The 20016-nt window shown below is 42.4% G+C and carries 18 protein-coding genes; 1 reads left to right on the forward strand and 17 read right to left on the reverse strand.

What is annotated here, in order from left to right; genetic code table 11:
• Positions 1-15: 15 nt before the first annotated feature.
• From ACQKNS_RS05180 to ACQKNS_RS05250, 15 genes are all read right to left on the reverse strand, one after another.
• Positions 16-708: a DUF881 domain-containing protein gene (locus ACQKNS_RS05180; protein ID WP_427641488.1), complete on the reverse strand. Its 693-nt coding sequence runs from the start codon at positions 706-708 to the stop codon at positions 16-18.
• Positions 695-1477 (reverse strand): cell division protein FtsQ/DivIB, encoded by a 783-nt coding sequence (locus ACQKNS_RS05185; RefSeq protein ID WP_427641489.1) that lies wholly within the window; start codon positions 1475-1477, stop codon positions 695-697. The genes ACQKNS_RS05180 and ACQKNS_RS05185 overlap by 14 nt, the downstream gene beginning before the upstream one ends.
• A 131-nt stretch (positions 1478-1608) precedes the next feature.
• The gene (gene murB, locus ACQKNS_RS05190) at positions 1609-2517 is read right to left on the reverse strand and encodes a UDP-N-acetylmuramate dehydrogenase (protein WP_427641490.1); all 909 of its coding nucleotides are present in this window, start codon (positions 2515-2517) and stop codon (positions 1609-1611) included.
• 354 nt (positions 2518-2871) lie between these two features.
• On the reverse strand, positions 2872-3972 hold the full coding sequence (gene spoVE / locus ACQKNS_RS05195) for a stage V sporulation protein E (protein ID WP_098371083.1): 1101 nt from the start codon (positions 3970-3972) through the stop codon (positions 2872-2874).
• Between the two features lie 158 nt (positions 3973-4130).
• Positions 4131-5483: a UDP-N-acetylmuramoyl-L-alanine--D-glutamate ligase gene (gene murD, locus ACQKNS_RS05200; RefSeq protein WP_427641491.1), complete on the reverse strand. Its 1353-nt coding sequence runs from the start codon at positions 5481-5483 to the stop codon at positions 4131-4133.
• Positions 5484-6461: a phospho-N-acetylmuramoyl-pentapeptide-transferase gene (gene mraY / locus ACQKNS_RS05205; RefSeq protein WP_034313901.1), complete on the reverse strand. Its 978-nt coding sequence runs from the start codon at positions 6459-6461 to the stop codon at positions 5484-5486.
• 90 nt (positions 6462-6551) lie between these two features.
• Complete coding sequence (locus ACQKNS_RS05210) at positions 6552-8024, reverse strand: UDP-N-acetylmuramoyl-L-alanyl-D-glutamate--2,6-diaminopimelate ligase (protein ID WP_427641492.1); 1473 nt, start codon at positions 8022-8024, stop codon at positions 6552-6554.
• A 158-nt stretch (positions 8025-8182) separates the two neighbouring features.
• The gene (locus ACQKNS_RS05215) at positions 8183-10105 is read right to left on the reverse strand and encodes a stage V sporulation protein D (RefSeq protein ID WP_427641493.1); all 1923 of its coding nucleotides are present in this window, start codon (positions 10103-10105) and stop codon (positions 8183-8185) included.
• 112 nt (positions 10106-10217) lie between these two features.
• Entirely contained in the window at positions 10218-12374 is a 2157-nt protein-coding gene (locus tag ACQKNS_RS05220; protein WP_427641494.1) for a penicillin-binding transpeptidase domain-containing protein, read from the reverse strand.
• 2 nt (positions 12375-12376) lie between these two features.
• A complete protein-coding gene (ftsL, locus tag ACQKNS_RS05225; RefSeq protein WP_427641495.1) occupies positions 12377-12733 on the reverse strand; it encodes a cell division protein FtsL in 357 nt (118 codons plus the stop codon).
• A 32-nt stretch (positions 12734-12765) separates the two neighbouring features.
• A complete protein-coding gene (gene rsmH, locus ACQKNS_RS05230; RefSeq protein WP_309076670.1) occupies positions 12766-13698 on the reverse strand; it encodes a 16S rRNA (cytosine(1402)-N(4))-methyltransferase RsmH in 933 nt (310 codons plus the stop codon).
• Between the two features lie 52 nt (positions 13699-13750).
• Positions 13751-14182 (reverse strand): division/cell wall cluster transcriptional repressor MraZ, encoded by a 432-nt coding sequence (gene mraZ / locus ACQKNS_RS05235; protein ID WP_034313914.1) that lies wholly within the window; start codon positions 14180-14182, stop codon positions 13751-13753.
• A gap of 341 nt (positions 14183-14523) precedes the next feature.
• Entirely contained in the window at positions 14524-16152 is a 1629-nt protein-coding gene (bshC, locus tag ACQKNS_RS05240) for a bacillithiol biosynthesis cysteine-adding enzyme BshC (protein WP_427641496.1), read from the reverse strand.
• Positions 16153-16261: 109 nt separating this feature from the next.
• Entirely contained in the window at positions 16262-16654 is a 393-nt protein-coding gene (locus ACQKNS_RS05245) for a DUF3397 domain-containing protein (RefSeq protein ID WP_427641497.1), read from the reverse strand.
• Positions 16655-16658: 4 nt separating this feature from the next.
• Entirely contained in the window at positions 16659-17543 is an 885-nt protein-coding gene (locus ACQKNS_RS05250) for a 2-dehydropantoate 2-reductase (RefSeq protein WP_427641498.1), read from the reverse strand.
• A 447-nt stretch (positions 17544-17990) separates the two neighbouring features.
• On the opposite strand from ACQKNS_RS05250, the gene ACQKNS_RS05255 reads away from it, so the two are divergent.
• The gene (locus ACQKNS_RS05255; protein WP_427641499.1) at positions 17991-18479 is read left to right on the forward strand and encodes an N-acetyltransferase; all 489 of its coding nucleotides are present in this window, start codon (positions 17991-17993) and stop codon (positions 18477-18479) included.
• Positions 18480-18523: 44 nt separating this feature from the next.
• Here ACQKNS_RS05255 and ACQKNS_RS05260 read toward each other — a convergent pair whose 3' ends face one another.
• A complete protein-coding gene (locus tag ACQKNS_RS05260; protein ID WP_427641500.1) occupies positions 18524-19144 on the reverse strand; it encodes an RsfA family transcriptional regulator in 621 nt (206 codons plus the stop codon).
• Positions 19145-19225: 81 nt separating this feature from the next.
• A complete protein-coding gene (locus tag ACQKNS_RS05265) occupies positions 19226-19990 on the reverse strand; it encodes an enoyl-CoA hydratase/isomerase family protein (RefSeq protein ID WP_427641501.1) in 765 nt (254 codons plus the stop codon).
• Positions 19991-20016 lie beyond the last annotated feature (26 nt).

Genomic DNA, 20016 nt, shown 5'->3' on the forward strand with positions numbered 1-20016 from the left:
AATCCGGCGGTCCTATCACCCTCCAATAATTGGATCAAAAATGATATTCTTTTGCTTTTCCACTGTAAAGATAATATTCTCATTAACCAATTGTTCTTTGATGCCACCGGGTAAGTCCAGTGAAGCACCCAAGACATCCGGGTCCCCGATCGCAGATATGATGAAGGGGGCAGGATGCTGATGGCCATCGATTGAAATCACAGGCCCATTACAGATTATGTATGAATCATGATTTAACCTTTGGCCGTTAATCGCAACAGCCTCTGCACCTGATATGTATAGTTCATTGACGACCTTGAAGACATGCTGTTCATGGACGAGGTAATTATTAACATTGGCTTCTGAATCCATATCCGTACCATCTTCTAGCGTAACCTGCAGGCCTGAGCCTTTCACTTTCACTTTCCCGAGAAACATACGGTATTTTTCCGTATCCTTTGCCAAATTGAAAAAAAGCTGCTTTTCCTGTGCTAGGTCTTTTTCTATTTGGGATACATTTTCTTGCTTCTGAAGGAGTTCCTTCTGAAGTTCCCGGTTCTGCTTCTCCTGTTCGATCAGCTGCTGCCTGAGCTCATATTCCTGATCCCAGGCTTTGTTCTTCCCTGCACCTTCGCCTTCTTTGGTCAAATTGTAAGAAAAGGCAATCATGAATCCCAGCACCATGCAAACCAGGGGTAAAACCACCCGTTTGCCATTAATTTTCCTCATTAGTGTCTTCCTTTTGTTCAGAGTCTTCATATGCCTTAAAATAAGAACCCACTTCCAAATCGATGACTCCCTTTACATTTGGATCCAACTGGCTGACAATTGATGGATAGTGAATCATTTTCTCATATAAAGTCCGGCTTGTCGCACTTACTTCAAACCCATCGTTCATATACATGACGATATGGTAGACATCAGTTTTGGTTGGAGCGTAATGGATTTCCGAAATGGCATTCTGAATCTCGACAGGAAGCTTATCCAGCTCTTCTAAAAGCAACTTTAATGCTTTACCCTCTTTGAAACCAATTAAAACGGGGGCAAATACTGGAATTTCGCCTGTTGCCAACTCCTCTAAAACGGACCCGTTTTCCAAAATGGGTGCATACTTCCCATTATTGGACAGATAGGCCATCCTATTATGTTCCGAAACCGTAATTTTGATGGAATTAGGAAATATCGGTGTCACCTTAACGCTTTTTATTTCTTGATTTTTTTTGATATTGGCAGCAGCTTCCCCTGTATCGACCTTCCAGATGCTTCGGTCCTTCTTCACCTTACTCAATTTAATGATCTGTTTGGAAGTAATATATCGATTCCCCTCTACCTGCACGGATTTCACATAGCTTAACGGAGATAAGAAATATAGCACACAAGCAACCAGAATGAAGAAAAGGGAAAGCAAAAGAACAAGCCGCCTGTTTGCTTTGCTTTTTCTTAATTGTTTTAATTTCGGGATGCGGTCCTCAATGGAAACGATTTTCCCCTTTTCCATCCCCTTCACCTCTTCCTGAAAAAATGGATGGTTCTTGACAGTGCGAAATCAAGACATACTCTATATTTGATTATTTACAAACTTTAAAAGGTAACACATTATATCACAATATTTGGATATATTGAATCCTATTATTTTCTGCCGATAATTTCCACTTCTGTTTCCATTTCAACTTCAAATTTATCAAACACAGTATCCTTCACATGCTGTATCAAAGCTTGAACATCCGCTGCACTTCCATTACCTGTGTTAACGATAAAGTTCCCGTGCATCGGTGAAATCTGTGCTCCGCCAATAGAATGTCCCTTCAGGCCTGCGTTCTCGACCAATTTACCAGCATGGTGTGGAAGTGGATTCCTGAATATGCTCCCGGCACATGGAAGATTATACGGCTGGGTTTCTTTACGATAATTCTTGTTATTCTGCATTCTTTCAACGATTTCGGTTTTGTCACCCTCCGTCAATTGAAAAATTGCTTCCAGTACGATACCAGGTCTTTTCTTCTGAAGCAGGGAGGTTCGATAAGAAAACTCCATTTCTTCTTTCGAGAGCCAAGCTAGGGTTCCATCTTCAAAAAGAACATGTGCCTCCTTGAGAATTTCACTCATATCGGAACCGTGTGCACCAGCGTTCATATAGACTGCACCGCCGACTGAACCAGGAATCCCACTGGCAAATTCCAATCCTGCATATCCTTTTTTACTGATCTGTACGGACAGGCTGACAAGTGATACCCCAGCTCCTGCTTTTATCTCCGGCCCATTTATCTCAAGATGATCAAGTCCTTTACCCAATTTAAGTACGGCGCCTTCAATTCCGCCATCACTTACAAGTAGGTTCGAACCCCTGCCGATCACCGTCCATGGAATCCGATTTTCTTTGATGACCTTCATTGTTTTTTCTATATTTTCAATGGAGGACGGCACAATGAATAAATCAGCCGGACCCCCAATTTTCATAGTTGTATGATTTGCAAGCGGTTCCTGTTCTAGAACTTTGCCGATTTTCATTTCAGTTAATTGCTTTATCACATTATCCATGATAAACCTCCTTGTTGTTCCAAAAATTCCTGATTATCCTTTTCATTTCCTCTTCCATGAGGTCACTTAAATTACAAGATTAATAACGCCTTTTTAGCAGAAAAATGAACAGAAGCAAGCCCCAGTACGGCCTAACCCTCTTATACTATAGTCTAAACAAAGACGTATTGCCAATATTTATTGTGGATTCCTCAACATTCCTACATGGTAATATTTAAGCGGCATTTCATTTATTTCTAAATTTCGGCAAGGCACCATCCAAAATCGTTTTCCTGCAAGGGTTTTCAACATAAAAAAAGGAAGCCCTGCGTTTAACAGAACTTCCCTTTTGCCAAACCATAAATTCACTTATTTTCAGAACCTTGAATAACGGCTGATATTCAGGAGCACACCAATCGCCATCAACATGAGCGTCAGTGATGAACCGCCATAGCTTAGGAGGGGCAAGGTGATACCCGTAACTGGCATCAAACCCGTTACAACACCTATATTGATCATCACTTGAATGGCGACCATTGCAATGATCCCCACTGCTACAAGGCTTCCATATAAATCAGGGGCACCAAGTGCGATCCGAATGCCCCGCCAAAGCATAAGCGCAAATAATAAAATGACCAGAGAACCCCCGATGAAGCCAAGTTCCTCGGAAAGTATGGCAAAGATGAAATCAGTCTGCGGTTCCGGTAAATAGAAAAACTTTTGGCGGCTTTGCCCGAGTCCCAATCCGAACAATCCCCCGGGTCCAATTGCATAAAACGATTGAATCATTTGAAATCCACTGCCCAAAGGGTCTTCCCAAGGATCCAGAAAAGACGTGATCCTTTTTATCCGGTAGGGCGCTGACAAAATCAGACCGATAAAACCCGCTACCCCGATTAGACCCAAGCCGACAAAATGACTGATTTTTGCCCCGGATATAAAAATCATCACGATGCACGTTCCAACCATCACCGTTCCCGTTCCAAGGTCTGGCTGTAACATGATCAATCCAAATGCCAAAAACACTAAACCCAAGGATGGAAGCATCCCTTTTTTAAAGGAGGTGATCAGCTTTTGCCGTTCCGATAAAAACTTAGCTAAAAAAGCGATCATCGCCAGCTTCATGAACTCAGAGGGTTGCACCGAAAAGGCACCTACACCAATCCAGCTCCTCGAACCATTTCTCGCCATCCCTATACCTGGTACAAGCACAGCCAGTAACATAATGAAACATATGATGATAAGGATCTTGGCCCATGTCCGCCACGTCCAGTAATCCACATTCATGATGAAAAACATGGCTATGACACCAACGCAGGCAAACAGCAGCTGCCTTTTAGCAAAATAAAACGAATCATCAAATTTATATGTTGCCCAAATGGCACTCGCGCTGTAAACCATGATTAATCCAACAGTCAAAAGACTTAAGGTGACGATAATGAGAATGAGATCAGGATTTGATTTTTTTAATGGCACGGACATCCACCTCTAGGAAGTTTTTCGAGCCTGCGAATATAAACATCAATGCTGATGCTTGTCAGCACTTTAGTCAAAAAAAAAGCGATAACGGCTCATTATCGCTTTTTTCCATGGTGTCAACGTAGAAGCAAATTCACTTCTCTCTGCGAAAGCTCTTACTTAAGTTTATGCACGGCCTCCATAAACATGTCTCCTCTTTGCTCAAAAGTTTTATATTGATCCCAGCTTGCACAAGCCGGGGAGAGAAGAATGCAGTCGCCTTCATCTGATAATTCAAATGCAGCCGGCACGGCCTTTTCTACATTATCGACACGTTTTATATTCGCTATTCCTAATTCTTTGGCTACCCGTTCAATTTTTTCTGCCGTTTCGCCAAAAGTTATCACGGCTTTGACATTTTTCATCGCCGGTTTCAACTCATCAAATTCATTTCCGCGATCCAAACCGCCCGCCAGTAAGATGACAGGTTCCGTAAAGGAAGTTAGCGCTTTGGATGCTGCAAGAATGTTCGTCGCCTTCGAATCATTATAAAATTTACGGTTATCGATCGCTGCCACAAACTGCAGGCGGTGCTCCACACCATAAAATGTTTTCAGTACAGTCTGAATGGCTTCATTTTCTACACCCTTCAGTTTGGCCGCTGAGATGGCCGCGAGCACATTTTCCAAATTATGCTTCCCAGGTAGAGCTATCTCTGAAACTTCAATAATTTTTTCTCCTCGGAAACTGACAGCACCATCTTCCACATAGGCACCATTCTCATGCTTCACTTCAGCTGAAAAAGGAACAAGTTCAGCCTTGGTCTTTTTCGCCATGGACAAAACAAGATCTTGATCTGCATTAAAAATCATGAAATCTGAAGCTATCTGATTTTTCGTAATGGCAGCTTTCGCTTCGACATATTCCTGTTTGGAACTGTGATAATCCAAATGTGCATCATACAAATTGGTCACGATTGAGATTTCTGGACGGAATTCGTCTATTCCCATTAGCTGAAACGATGATAATTCAATGACGATCGAGTCATCGGGTTTTGCATTTTCAGCAACACCAGAAGCCACTGTCCCGATATTACCGGCAACCAGCGGGGATTTTTCACCGACCTTCAACATTTCGTATATCAATGTTGTCGTGGTCGTTTTCCCATTTGTACCTGTGATCCCTATGAAAGGTGCTTCACTTATCTGATAGGCAAGTTCAACTTCCGTGATAACGGGGATCCCTTTTTCCAATGCCCCTTTTACGATGGGGTTCCGATAGGGGATTCCCGGGTTTTTCACGATCAGCTCGAAACCCTCATCAAGAAGCTCGATCGGATGACTGCCGCAAATGACTTTGATCCCCTGTTCCAGAAGTCCTTGAGCCTCAGGATTTTCCGATAATGGCTTCATGTCATTAACCGTCACGAAAGCGCCTAATTTATGTAGAAGCGAAGCTGCAATCACTCCGCTTTTTGCCAAACCCAATACCAATATCTTTTTCTCTGAATACTTTGCAGTCTCTTTCAATTATATCCACACCTCTAAATAGATTCCGAGTACCGCACACAGCAGCCCCACTGTCCAGAAAGTCACGACGACGCGCCATTCCGACCAGCCGGAAAGCTCATAATGGTGGTGAAGCGGACTCATTTTAAAAATACGTTTTCCAGTCGTTTTAAAAGATCCTACCTGCAGGATGACCGAGAGCGTCTCAATCACGAATACTCCGCCGATGATTACCAGGAGGATTTCAAGCTTCGTTAACAAGGCGATGGTTGCGATCGCTCCCCCAAGGGCCAATGAACCCGTATCCCCCATGAAAACCTTTGCCGGATGTGCATTGAATACCAAAAACCCGAGTACTGCACCGACCACCGCCACCGAAAAAATAGCGACATCATATTGGGACTGACTCCAGGCCAAAATGGCAAAAGCACCAAAGGCAATGGCTGATGTTCCTGATACAAGTCCATCAAGCCCATCCGTCAAATTGACGGCATTCGAAAAACCTACGAGCCAGAAAATAACGATAAACAGATAAAACCAGCCAAAATCAAAAGCAAAGTCAGTACCTGGAATCGTCAATTCAGGATTAAAACGGTCTGTCTGCTTAAAGACGAAGTAGAAGATAACAGAAATCACAATTTGTCCAAGCAGTTTTTGCTTGGAAGTCAGCCCCAGGTTTCGCTTCATGACCACTTTGATGAAATCATCCAGGAAACCTAATAAACCAAAACCTAAAGTTACGAATAATAATAAATACGTCTCGGTAGAAGGTGCCGAAAATTTCAAAGTCATGACTAGTGTAGCGATGGTAACAGATAATAATATGACCAAACCGCCCATGGTGGGTGTTCCCGTTTTCTTCAGATGCGATTGTGGGCCTTCTTCCCTAATACTTTGCCCGAATTTCAATCTTCTTAAAAACGGGATGAAAATAGGCGAAAGAAGAACGGTTACTAAAAACGCCACCAAAATCGTATAAAAAATCACTTGTTCCAACATTCCTTACTCCCTCATTCCTAACACAATTCAAATATAAAAATCTGCTTGATGTCTTTTCTTATTTGTTGCAATGGCAATTTAAGCTTTGGTTCAAACTGAACCCAAACGACTTTGAATCGCCTTTTCCGCTTCTTCACGGTCATCGAAGTGAAGAACTTCGTCACCGACCAATTGATAGGTTTCATGACCTTTTCCGGCTATTAATATAACGTCGCCCTCTTCCGCCTTGGAAACAGCATAAGCTATCGCCTGCCTGCGGTCTTCGATAACCGTATATTCTTTGCCCACTACACCAGCTTCCATATCCTTGAGGATCTGGGCAGCATCTTCACTGCGCGGATTATCCGAAGTGAAGATCGGGTCAGTCGCCAAGCTGCATGCAATTTCGGCCATGATGGGACGCTTTGTCTTGTCTCGGTCCCCGCCGCAGCCCACTATCACGAAAATTTTCTTTCTGGCGAACTCACCAACAGTCTTGAGAACATTTTCTAAACTGTCTGGAGTATGGGCATAGTCCACAATGACAGGGAAGTCCTGATTCGCTGTAATGAGCTCAAAACGGCCTGCAACACCTTTTATATCCTCGATGGATTTAATTGTCTCATCCAGATCGTTACCGGCGCACAAAGCAGCTGAGATTGCAGAGAGCACATTATAAACACTGAATTTACCAATCAGCTTCAGCTGAATGTAACGCTCTTCTTTACCTGCTGTCAAGGTGAATGATGTGCCATTCGCATCAATTTGTATATCCTTTGCCCTGATATCTGCTTCCTTGTCTATGCCGTATGTTACGACTGTAGCAGCAGTCGCTTTGATGAAATCAGCCGTTGCCTCATCATCAGCATTGAGCACAGCATATTTAGGACGATTTTCTATGTAAGCATTGCCTAGCTGTGAGAAAAATAAGGATTTTGCCTGCCTGTATCTGTCCATGGTTTTATGAAAATCCAAATGATCTTGTGTGAGATTCGTAAAGACGGCAATATCATAATCACAGCCATGGACGCGTCCAAGCTCAAGTGCATGCGATGAAACTTCCATAATGGCAGTGGTAACGGATGCTTCGGCCATTTCATGAAAAGCCTTCTGCAGCGTCACGCTATCTGGCGTCGTATTCTTAGTTTCATATACCGTATCGGCAACCTTTGTATACATCGTGCCAATCAAGCCTGTTTTTTCTTGTCGATCCTCAAAAATCTTTTCCAATAAGTGACTCGTCGTCGTCTTTCCATTCGTACCTGTAATTCCGATCAAGCGCATCTTTTGAGTCGGATGGCCATAGAATGCATCGGCAAGCACCGCCATCGCCCTGCTCGAATCCCTGACCACGATCACGGGTACATCGAGGTCAAGCGGCCTTTCGGCAATGACTGCTGCAGCTCCATGTTCTACAGCAAGTTGGGCAAAATCATGACCATCGACTGTATAACCTTTTATACAAACAAATAAACTTCCGTCTATGACTTTACGGTTATCATTTTCAATGGAGGTGATTTCAGGATTTTCTCCTTCATACATAAATAAGGAGTGTAAATAAGATAGTAATTTGTGAAGCTTCATTTTTCCATCCCTCTCAACTTAATTTGAGGATTCATTATATGTGATTAGCCTTGGCTTGTCGAGAAACCAATTTCAATTATACGGGTTTATCCCAACTCCGTAAACAAAGCGGCTGATGATTCTTCAGCCGCTTTAACTATTCATATATTATATTATACTTATTCTGTATTTTCGCCAAGATAAATTCTTATCGTGGAGCCTTGTTTTACTTTTACACCTGGATCGGGGGCTTGATCTATGACTTTATCCCCATTGCCGGCAATATCAAGCTTAAGGTCGATGAGCTGGGTTTGCAGCTCTTTTTTGCTGAGACCCACAACGTCAGGTACCTCGACCATGACCGGATCCGTCCAGACCGTTTCCTTCTCAATCTGGTTTTTCCTTGGCTTGACGCCCATGGCCCTGAGTGAATCCTCCATGATATTCCCAACGATCGGTGCGGCAACGACCCCGCCGAACTGTACCGTTCCTTTAGGATTATCCACAGCTATATAAACGACGATTTGCGGATCATCCGCTGGAGCGACACCAATGAATGAGAGAATATAATTATTTTCAAGGTATCTGCCATTTTCAGCTTTTTGGGCTGTCCCCGTTTTCCCGCCGACTCGGTACGACTCCACGAATGCTCCTTTACCGCTACCTTTGGCGACAACGGATTCAAGTGCTTCTCGGACTTTCTTCGAGGTTGCTTCTGAAATCACTTTTTTCTTCGCCTGTGGGGTCTTTCGCATCAGCACTTCCCCATTTTTTGGATTCACAAGTTCCTTCGCTATATAAGGAGTATACAAAGTCCCTCCATTCACAGCCGCCGATACCGCTGTTACCTGCTGAATGGGCGTTACGGCTACACCTTGTCCAAACGCTGTCGTTGCCTGCTCGACCGGACCCACTCGATCCATGTTGAACATGATTCCTTTTCCTTCTCCTGTTAAATCAATTCCCGTTTTTTGCCCAAACCCGAAATCATTTATATATTTAAACAGCTTGTCTTTACCAAGCCGGTTTCCTAATTCTACAAAACCAGGGTTACATGAGTTCTCGACGACTTCAAGAAAAGTTTGGTCCCCATGCCCTCCGCTTTTCCAGCAATGCAGTGTAGACCCTGACACTTCAACATGTCCGGAATCATAAAAATGTTCCTTTTGTAAGTCGACCTTCCCTTCCTCAAGCGCCGCAGCAAGCGTGATGATCTTAAAAGTCGAACCTGGTTCATATACACTCCAAACCGGTAAATTACGATTATACACTTCTGAAGGGACATTCTGAAAATTGGCCGGGTCGAAGGTTGGCCTGCTTGACATGGCCAATATTTCCCCTGTATTCGGGTCCATTGCAATGGCAATTATACCATCGGGATCATATGTCGCCTCCGCATTATCGAGCTCCCTCTCCACAATTGTCTGGATTTTGCTATCGATGGTTAGCTTCAAGTTATCACCATCGACAGGAGGCTTATAGTCATCGGCCATATTTTCAAGTCTTTTCCCTTTAGCATCGGAGTAAAATTTAACGAACCCTTTTTCCCCGCTTAGTTCCTTATCATATGACAATTCAATGCCCATCAACCCTTGATTGTCAGAGCCTGTAAAGCCAAGAACATGCGAAAGGTATTCACCGAATGGGTAATGGCGCTTTGAATCTTCAGCGATGTAAACGCCCTTTATCGCTAATGCTTTAATTTCCTTCGCCTTTTCATGAGATATCTTTCTGCCTTCCGGAATTCTGACGCTCATCGCCTGTTTCGTTAACCATTGATAAGCCTTTTCCTTTGTCATATCCAATATTGAAGCAAGCTGTTCCGCCGTCTCCCCTGGATTCTCAATCTGCCTTGGGATGACATAGACTGTTGGCGCGGATATATTCGTTGCCAGCTCAACACCATTCCGATCCAGGATTTCTCCTCGTTTGGCTTCAAAAGGAATATTCCTGCTCCAGGAATCTTTAGCCAGCCCCGTCAACTTATCCCCTAGATAAAACTGTACAATTCCCAATCGGATATCAATGATAAAAAAAACAATGATACCAATCGCCAATGCGATTGCCAGCCGTTTTCGGACAGTAACATTCGAAACACGCAAAAACAGGCACCTCCATTTCATACATGCTTCAATATATGCTTGTCTACTCGACGCTAGACTACAAACTTTTAAAGAATTAAAGAGGGGATCCATTTGGATCCCCTCTTTATCTTCACTCTGTTTTCTCTTTTGTCGGTATATCTTCACCAGCTCCTTCAGGCTGGGATAATTCAATATTGAATGTGTCTCCTTCCGTTACTTTTTTCCCGGCCTCAAGACTTTGTTTACTCACATATCCAGTACCTTCAGTTTTTAGATCCAGTTTTGCAACCTTAGCCAATTTCATAACATCGCGCAAGGACCATCCTTTCATGTCAGGAACTTTCATTTCGCCCTCGGTCCTCAGGATTATCTTTTCACCCTGTAAGAGTATGCTCCCCGCTTTTGGGGATTGATCGAGCACCTTACGGCCACTTCCGATCGTACTTACATCATAGCCAAGTTCCTTCAGTTCTTTGACTGCTGAACTCTCCGTTTGATTCGCATAGTCAACGATTTTATTTGCTTTTTGTTTTTTAACTTCCGAAGGCTTTATGTTTAGATATTGCAGGCTATTTTGCATGACTGGATTAAATATCTCTGACAATGGGTCAGCCCCGACATAAGATACACCTAACTTCGGCTGCTTGACAGCCACATACATGACCAACTGTGGATCATCTTTTGGAGCCATGCCTAAAAAGGAGAATACGTAGTTATTTTTCCCTTCTAAATATCTGCCTGTCGGACCAGCAATTTGTGCAGTACCGGTTTTCCCCGCCACTTCATATCCATCAATGGCATATTTCTTCCCAGTTCCTTTTTTCGCGGAAATTACCGTTTCCAAATAATCACGTACTTGTTTTGCAGTTTCTTCCGAAATCGGTTGCCCTGTCACCTTCGGCTTTGTCGTTTTCAAAATTTTTCCGGAATCTTGATCGGAAATACTTTTTATCACGTACGGCCGCATCATTTTTCCGTCATTGGCTATTGCGGATGCAGCTTGGATTTGTTGAATCGGTGTAACGGTCGAACCCTGCCCAAAGGAAGTAGTAACTTGTTCAAGCTTATACTTGTATTGAATCTTCCCAGTTATCTCGTTCGGCAGGTCGATTCCCGTTTTTTTATCAAATCCGAACTTGGTCAAATACTCACGGAAAGTATCCGCTCCGATCTTATCCATTGCAAGAGTGGCAAAAGCGACGTTGGAGGAACGTTGAACCCCTTCAAGAAAGGTCATGCTCTTCCCTCTTTCGATACCGCTATGATCTCCGATTTTCCCCGATCCGGCTTTGTAGGTTCCAGCGACAAAACTTTCATTCGGATTAAAGACCCCTTCCTCAACAGCCGCGGCAAGGGTGAATGTTTTCATGGTTGATCCCGGTTCGAAGGTTTCTTCAATGGCCAGGTTACGCCAAGTATCCGTAAGCCCTACTTTCGTTGTCGGATGGAAGGTAGGCCTTTGCCCCATCGCCACGATTTCCCCCGTTTTCGGATTGGAGACAATCGCTATGATTTGTTCAGGATCGTATTTTTCCTGCACTTTGCTCATCGAATCTTCCAGGAATGTTTGTATTTTCTTGTCGATGGTAAGCATGACATCATTGCCATTATCCGGAGCAACAACCTTTTCCTCCTTATCAGGTAAGAGGAAGCCCCATGAGTCACTGTCATATGTCAGCTTCCCATCCGTTTCCTGCAATTCTTTATTAAGGTACCTTTCGATGCCGAACTTACCAGCCATTTCTCCCGTTTCTTCATCCTTCTCTACATAGCCAATCAGATGGGAAGCGAAAATTCCATTAGGATAAAAACGTTTATTGGTTCTTCCGAATGTAATTCCCGGCAGTTCCAATTTTTCTATTTTCTGCTTGACGACCTGAGTCAAATCCTTGCCGGCACTGCCGAACTCCACCTGATATGCCCCTTTTTTCGTAAGTCTTTCATAGATGTCCTGTTCATCCATGTCGATATATTTGGCAAGCTTATTCGCGGTCATCTCCGGATCCTTGACATGCTCCGGCTCCTTTTCACTGAGTACAGCCCTTAATATATAAGAGGAAGTATCCTCGGCGATGACTTCACCTTTAGTATCGAGTATGCTTCCCCTTTTTGCTTCTATGACCTGTTTTTTTTCATATTTCTTGTCGATTTTTGAAGCCAGTACCTCCCCGCCGGCTGTACCTGTCACCTGAATATACAAAAAGCGGCAGACTAACACAAAAAAGAGCAGGCCGAATAAGAAGAATAATCCGGCTGCCCCATGCTTCATATTTTTTTGTTTCTGCATTATCACTGCACACCCTTCACATTATTCTCATTTAACTTGAACCCTAGCGCTGCAGCTTTTTTCCAAATTCTTTCGTATGTACTAAGTTCAGCAACCTGCACTTTCAAATCATCATTCACTTTACCCTGTTCTTCAATCGACGTTTCCACTAGCTGGATTTCTTTATTCGTTTCATAGATGGCCGCTTGATTAGAGACTATTTTCACTCCCATAAAGGTAACCATGATAGCAAGGGCACATAGTAAGAAAACTTCACCAAGGGATATCTTCGCTTTACGGATGACCACTGTTTGATGCGTCTGTTGCTGCTGTTGGTCTTCATATTGCTGTTCTTGTATTTTTTTGGCAATGGAACTCATTCATGTTCCCCCTCTACTGATTTTTTCTGTGTTTATTGCTTTTCGGCGATTCTTAGTTTAGCCGACCGGGAACGATTATTCCCTTCCAATTCTTCTTCTGATGGCAAAATCGGTTTTCTCGTAATTATTTTCATAGTTGGTTTGAATTCATCCGGGATTACGGGAAGTCCAGGCGGAAGGTCCGGCATGCTACTGGCTTTTTTAAATACCGTTTTACAAATTCTATCTTCTAGTGAATGGAATGTAATGACAGATATTCTTCCTTCTTTATCCAAAAGTGATATGGCTTGCTCCAAGGAATCTTCAAAGACACCAAGTTCGTCATTTACAGCGATTCTTATTGCTTGGAACACTCGTTTCGCAGGGTGTCCGCCTTTACGTCTTGCCGGGGCCGGTATTCCATCCTTAATTAACTCCACAAGCTCGAACGTCGTTTCAATCGGTTTTATTTCACGTGCCGCTTCAATTTTCCTGGCAATTTGTTTCGAAAACTTTTCTTCGCCATATTGGAAGAAAATTCTCAGCAAATCATGGAATGACCAAGTATTCACGACATCATAGGCAGAAATGGCAGCACTTTGGTCCATCCTCATATCCAAAGGTGCATCATGGTTATAGCTGAAACCACGCTCTGGTGTATCCAATTGTGGGGATGACACGCCTAAATCATAAAGGATCCCGTCCACTTTCTCGACTCCCCGGGCATTCAACTCTTCTTTTAAGTATTTAAAATTATTGGGAACAAGAACAATGCGTTCGCCATAGCTTTCCAATTTTTCCTTAGCATTCCGAATCGCCGTTTCGTCCTGATCAAAAGCATAAAGCCTACCCTTGTCAGAGAGCTGTGAAAGTAAGTATTCGCTGTGACCGGCTCCTCCTAAAGTACAATCCACATAAATTCCATCAGGTTTGATGTTCAATCCATCAACCGTCTCTTTTAATAACACTGTTGTATGTTGAAACATGTTAGACATCCTTCCAATCGGTTATTGAGTGACCCTATTTCTGGGGGCAGCCTTAAATATCAAAGCCAATCATATTTTCTGCTATCTCAGCGAAAGAATCCTCAGAAGCTGAAAAATAGTTTTCCCAAAGGGATTTGCTCCAAATCTCAATACGATTGGTAACACCAAGAATTACACATTCTTTTTCCAATTGGCCATATGAAGTAAGCGGCGTGGGGATATTAATTCGCCCTTGTTTATCAATTTCGCATTCTGTAGCTGCAGAAAAGAAAAAACGGGTAAAGGCTCGGGCATCTTTTTTTGTTAAAGGCAGGGCTTTCAGCTTTTCTTCTAGCAGCTTCCACTCTTCCATAGGGTAACCAAATAAACATTGATCGAGTCCGCGGGTAAGGACAAATTGCTCCCCGAGATTTTCCCTGAATTTCACAGGGACTATCAAGCGGCCCTTTATATCGATGTTATGATGGTACTCTCCCATGAACATACCCAATACCCCCACATTCTAATCTCAATGTACCACATTCCCCCACCTTTCTCCACTTGTTTTTACTTTTCTCCTTTCAAGTAAAAATTCCCTTCTTTTCTACTTAAGTTTATTTAGCCAAATTATTCACAGAAACGTGCAATTTCCTCGAATGGACTCAGACTAAGACGCAGTCCCACCATTACTGTCGAAGCACCACCTGACAAGTGCCCGGGAAATTGAAAAAAAGACAGGCATTAGCACCTGTCTTTTTTCCACATTTTAACTCCGCCTGGATTGGTTTGTGGTAACCCTATTCAAAATGTAGTGTCCGCCACTTTTCCCCAAAACGGATGGTTTTTCTAAATGAAAATCAATTTATGCTGATTATTGAAGCGGTATTCCAGCTTCATCATATCACGTACGAACTCTGGCCCGTATTGATTCAAGTAATAAAACACATTCCAAATCCTCTCCTGGGGTGATCCAAGAGGGTACAGTGAGTTTTCGATCCGTTCATATTTTTTCAATATGACCGAATGCCGTTCCTTTGTACGGTCACCGATTTTGCCGTACATGAAATTCAATTGCTTTTGAATGAATTCAATGTTTTTGTTCAACATCGGCTCAAGCCCTCTATCTAAAGAGACAGCGTGGGCAAATAGCTTTTCATGGTTCTCTTCAAGCTGTGATTTCAATGTTCCGAATAAGGTATCAATCGTCTCATCTTTCACCGAATCAAGGTAACTTTTCACAGCATTAGCGGTTCCTTCAGTCAGAACAGTTTCCAAACTGAGTTCCATTTCTTCAAGATCGCTATGGATACTGCGCTCTACCAGCGTGATGTTTAACCTAGGAATGATTGGCGGCATCTTCATGGAAAACAACTCAAATGCCTTTTTTAATTCTGCCCAATAAGCTATTTCCCCAGGTCCAGAAACAAAAGCCAATACAGGGAAAAGCATTTCCTGCATGAGCGGGCGTGTAATGACATTGTTGCTTAATCGTTCAGGATGATCTTTGGCTATCCGCAAGAGTTCCTCACCGGTAAATGATACCTCACCGTTTTTGCCGCTGAAACCGCCTTCTACACGTTCGAGTAAACATCGATCTTTTTTTTCTGGATCATAATAAAATAAATTAGCTGCCCGTTTATCCATTTCAATCATTTTTGCATACCCTTTTGCACGCATGAATGATTGCTGTTCCTCGACCACTTCTGCAATCCGTCCACTTTCATTGACCATCGTTTCAAAGTATGCCTTCTCAATTCGCCTTAATTCCGGATCTCCGGCATCGACCAGTAAAAGGCCATATTCCTTGAACCATTCATGAATCAGTCTCGCGAAGAAATCGACGAAAGTATTCGATTGCTTAATGGTTTCCTTCATATCATTCAGGAGTTGATTCGTAAAGGCCGTTTCACCATAAGTTTCAATGATCTCCTCAAGCCACTTCTCAGCCTTATCCGTTTCCAGCTCTACATCAGAAACCATTGTTTTATACGGCTGATAGGAAGGATAGGTTTTTTTATTTGGTTTACCGTTTTTCATAACATAAACATGATTGACTTCAGCCAAATCATGATCTTCTCCAGCTATCCAAAAAACTGGAATGACTGGCTGCCCCAGTTCTTTTTCCTGTTCTTCCGCAAGCTTAATGATTGAAATCACTTTATGAATGGTATACAGCGGCCCTGATAATAACCCGGCCTGCTGGCCTCCAATCACCACCACGGAATCATCCCTGCGCAACCTTTCAATATTCCCCTTAACTGTCTCATTGATTGAAAAACGAGACATGTATTGTTGTATGTAATCCGACATTTCACCGCGTAAAAAAGAGCGGTTCATCAATTCATTATATCTATTGGGATAAATGTCATGTTTAGACAAGTCATAGTGAAAATAATCCTCCGTTTCAAGACGGTTTTGTAAATAGTCCGATGCAAAACGGTTTAAAGATGGTAACGCGAGATCTTTCATCTCCATTTCTGTTCTCCCTTTCTCTGCAACTACAATTCTTTTTAGAGTATAACATTCCGGTTTAAGAAAACAAAAGAAGTTGCCCAGCAGCAGAAAATTGATGCGATGTTCTATTTTATGTAGTCAATACCTTCGTAATACTTGTTATTATCCCAATGGAAAATAGTAGAAGGTAAGCTACGAAAAAGAAGGCGAAGTTCACTCTCCAGAAACCCTTTAATACCTTATGGAAAATGATTTCTTCTTTTACCTTGTAATGGACAAGGACCACCACGAAAGCGTTAATGATCATGATAAGCATGATCACCCAAAGAATTTGCTTATCCCAAATCGTAATGATCAAATAATGGACGGATAATACGAACAGCAGCGTACTCATGTCCATTGCAAATTGAACGGAGCGCCTATGGTTTCCTGTGACTTGTTTGGCACTTATAAAAAAAAGCAAATACCCTACGAAAGGCAAGGTAATAAATATCGCGGCAAGGCTTGAAACTACGTCCGGCACATTCTCATCCCCCCTGAGACTCTTTTCCTTTGATCATCTTATATAGAGAAGATGTCAGGCAATCACTTTTCCCTTTACTCTTTGCCTCCGAGAGGATATGACCTAAAATGGCATCAATTTCAGTTTTACGGCCATTTTCTATATCTTTTAGCATTGACGACCGATTTTCTGCAGTTGCCATACAAACGGATTTCACATGCTCGAATGACTCATCCTTATTTTGAATTTCCAGAATACCGGAGATTTCTTCAAAAAGATCTTGAAATAATTGGTAGTAAAAGGAGTTAGTGATTAACCCGCCATTTTCCACATTAAGTATAGCTGTCAGAGGGTTTATCACTGCATTGACGACAAGCTTATCGATCAGCATCAAGTGAAAATCCTCACTCCTCGCAAAAGGAAAATGATCGATCCTTTCATTCACTAACGGCAGTTGCTCAAGATCCCCTTTAAAGGATGCGACCCTTGTAATGCCGTGCCCTGTATGCTCCACGGTATTCCCGTCATGTTTCAGCGCACCATGCTCCACTACCCCCACAAATATGGTCGGGGATTGAAGCTGATTTAAATAAGAAATATGTCCATATCCATTCTGCAAAAATAGCAATGGAACCTGAATGCCTTTGATCCTAGGCAGTATCTCAGGCAGGTGATATTGCTTGACGGCCACTATTAGAAGATCCACATTTGATATCCCATCATCCAGGCACTTGGAAAGGATGCCTGTCAGCAGCCTGCTTTCGCCATTAGCAATAAGACGGATTCCATCACGTTGGATGATGGACGCCTGATCCGCAGTATGAGTATAGAGTGTCACACCATGTTTTTCACTTAAACGAGACGCAAACAGCAGCCCTATGGCTCCTCCACCAATGATTCCAATTCTCATAATACCCTTCCTTACTTTTTGAAATATATCCATTATTTTATCATATTATCTTTTTTATCCTGCAGCAATTTTCCCATCGTTGGAAAACGCAGCACACCTGATTGAATGAAAAAGACTTGTCATAAAATACCCATGGAAAGAATTATTAATACGCCATTGAAGATATATTCTCTTCTTTAAGCGTTAATTTAATGGTATATTAGATACGAAAAGCTTAGCCATTTTGAATACTTTTGGAACAAAAGATAACTCCAAACTTAACCCACGAGAAATTTAAGGGAAAAGGGCGGGGGATAAAAGGCTATAAGCATTTAGACAGCTAGGATAAGTCGATGATGCCATACTAGATTTGACCTAAGCTGGAATTCCACATGGTAAAGATCAGTGGGATGACTTTCAAAGGGTACTATCGGAAGAGGTTTATCAGAATTAAGGGGGAGCTTTTTTATGGAATACAAGGTAGAACGATTACTTGTAAATTTTAAAACGCTTGAGGAATTCAAAAAATTCAAAGAATACGGGATACAGGAACTGTCAATGCTAGATGATTTAGAGGGTAACATCATTGAAAATGACAGCCAATCACCTTTTTACGGAATCTTTTATGGTGACAAACTTGTAGCCCGCATGAGCCTGTATAAAAGAAGCGCTAAATTCGACCAGTATTTTGACAAGTCTAAGGACTTCCTTGTTCTTTGGAAACTTGAAGTCCTGCCTAACTATCAGAAAAAAGGGTATGGAAGAGCTTTAGTCGAATTCGCCAAAAGCCTGAACATGCCTATCAAAACCAATCCAAGAGTTCATTCACAGGACTTTTGGAAAAAGATGGGCTTTTCTGCTGTTTCTTATGATTTGGACAGGGACCTCGGAGAAAACCCGCTGATTTGGAGCCCATTTGGCATACAAGATAATAAAGAAATAGATACACAAGAATAAGGAAGCATCGAGAAAATGCGGGCGGATTTTCCCACCCGCATTTTTTATTTATTGACCCTTTCTAAATTTCCATTCTTATCCATTTGAAAACTCACCTTCGGATTGGTCTTTTCATCCTCTTGTACACTAAGTTTTCTTGCTCGCTCCATAATCTGCATTAACGCACGGTAATCTTCCTCGACAGCTTTCAGGTTTTCTTTAAGCAATACATTCTCTTCCAATAATCGGACATTTTCCCGCTCAAGAAATAGGGACCGCTCAGAAATCCGTTCTTTTTCCTTATTATCAAGCTGAAAGAATTCATCCATTTTAGTTAAATATAAGATAACTTCCTGAAGGGTAATAGATTCTTTATCTTCATGCTCAAGCGCTTTTTCTTCAACCGTGACATTCTCCACCGCTGCAACCGAATCCCTTTCCATTTCAGGATTATTGACTACCTGTTCTTTCCTTTGTTTTTTCGCCAGCTCTATCCCTGACTTATATTGCTTCCTTACAAATGAATTCCAACGGAACCCACAAGCTGCAGATGTCCTCGATAACTGTTTCCCCACTTCTTCAAACGCCTTTAATTGTGTACTGCCTTCTCGTATATGCCTCAGTACCACTTCAGCCAACAACAGATCCTCATCATGAGTCCATGCATCTTGTCTCGCAATCGTCATCTCTCTACCTCCTTAGCAAGTTTTAATTCATAATATGCACATGCTAGGAAAGATAGAAGATATATAGAGCGCGTGTAATATTTATTTTTTCTTATTTAAAAAACGATCGACTGCAGCATGATGTTCATCACTTGCCCACAGTTTAGAACATTCCCTGATTTCCGCATCCATTCTCCCTTTAAGCCCGCTTCCCTGCCATTTTTGGACCAGCAATCGTTTATAGGCCATCAACACCCCTGTCTCATGGCGAAGAAAATCTTCTGCGAACCTTTCCCATCCATCGGTACCTTCTCCGACTATCTCATCTACGAAACCAAATTCCTTTGCTTCCTCAGCTTTATGTATTTTTGCATCCAATAATAGCTTTAGCGCTTTTTGCTCCGGTATTTTTTCAAGTAAAAGTGAAGCTCCGCCCCAGCCTGTCGTTATTCCCAGTGTACCTTGCACAAACCCTAACTTGACTCCGCTCTTTGCTAATCTGAAATCACAGGCTGTGGCTATTTCGCATCCACCCCCGAAAGCACTTCCATTGATGAGCGCTATTGTTGGTTTTGGGAAAACTGCTAGTTTATACAGAATTTCACCCATTTTCGATAACATAGCAAAGGCCTCTTCTTCTGTGCGCAAATCCTGAAATTCCCTTAGATCCCCACCTGAACAGAATGCCTCGGAGCCCGCCCCTGTCAGGACTAGCAACTTAACTTCATCATCGGATGCAGCTTCTGACAATATCGACTCAAGTTCGTCCATCAATTGATAATTCACGGCATTCCTTTTCTCCGGTCTATTAAATAGGAGCTTCATGAATCCGCGTTTATCCTTTTTCACTTCAATAACCTGATCCACGTATACACCTTCTCCAAAATCACCGC

Source organism: Peribacillus sp. NPDC094092, assembly GCF_050279365.1.
Classification (GTDB): Bacteria; Bacillota; Bacilli; order Bacillales; family DSM-1321; genus Peribacillus.

What these genes read in the sequence shown, in the direction of transcription:
- ACQKNS_RS05180 (WP_427641488.1), bottom strand. Translation starts at nt 708, where the DNA reads ATGAGGAAAATTAATGGCAAACGGGTGGTTTTACCCCTGGTTTGCATG.
- ACQKNS_RS05185 (WP_427641489.1), bottom strand. Translation starts at nt 1,477, where the DNA reads ATGGAAAAGGGGAAAATCGTTTCCATTGAGGACCGCATCCCGAAATTA.
- murB (WP_427641490.1), bottom strand. Translation starts at nt 2,517, where the DNA reads ATGGATAATGTGATAAAGCAATTAACTGAAATGAAAATCGGCAAAGTT.
- mraY (WP_034313901.1), bottom strand. Translation starts at nt 6,461, where the DNA reads ATGTTGGAACAAGTGATTTTTTATACGATTTTGGTGGCGTTTTTAGTA.
- ACQKNS_RS05210 (WP_427641492.1), bottom strand. Translation starts at nt 8,024, where the DNA reads ATGAAGCTTCACAAATTACTATCTTATTTACACTCCTTATTTATGTAT.
- ACQKNS_RS05220 (WP_427641494.1), bottom strand. Translation starts at nt 12,374, where the DNA reads ATGCAGAAACAAAAAAATATGAAGCATGGGGCAGCCGGATTATTCTTC.
- ftsL (WP_427641495.1), bottom strand. Translation starts at nt 12,733, where the DNA reads ATGAGTTCCATTGCCAAAAAAATACAAGAACAGCAATATGAAGACCAA.
- rsmH (WP_309076670.1), bottom strand. Translation starts at nt 13,698, where the DNA reads ATGTTTCAACATACAACAGTGTTATTAAAAGAGACGGTTGATGGATTG.
- mraZ (WP_034313914.1), bottom strand. Translation starts at nt 14,182, where the DNA reads ATGTTCATGGGAGAGTACCATCATAACATCGATATAAAGGGCCGCTTG.
- bshC (WP_427641496.1), bottom strand. Translation starts at nt 16,152, where the DNA reads ATGGAGATGAAAGATCTCGCGTTACCATCTTTAAACCGTTTTGCATCG.
- ACQKNS_RS05250 (WP_427641498.1), bottom strand. Translation starts at nt 17,543, where the DNA reads ATGAGAATTGGAATCATTGGTGGAGGAGCCATAGGGCTGCTGTTTGCG.
- ACQKNS_RS05255 (WP_427641499.1), top strand. Translation starts at nt 17,991, where the DNA reads ATGGAATACAAGGTAGAACGATTACTTGTAAATTTTAAAACGCTTGAG.
- ACQKNS_RS05260 (WP_427641500.1), bottom strand. Translation starts at nt 19,144, where the DNA reads ATGACGATTGCGAGACAAGATGCATGGACTCATGATGAGGATCTGTTG.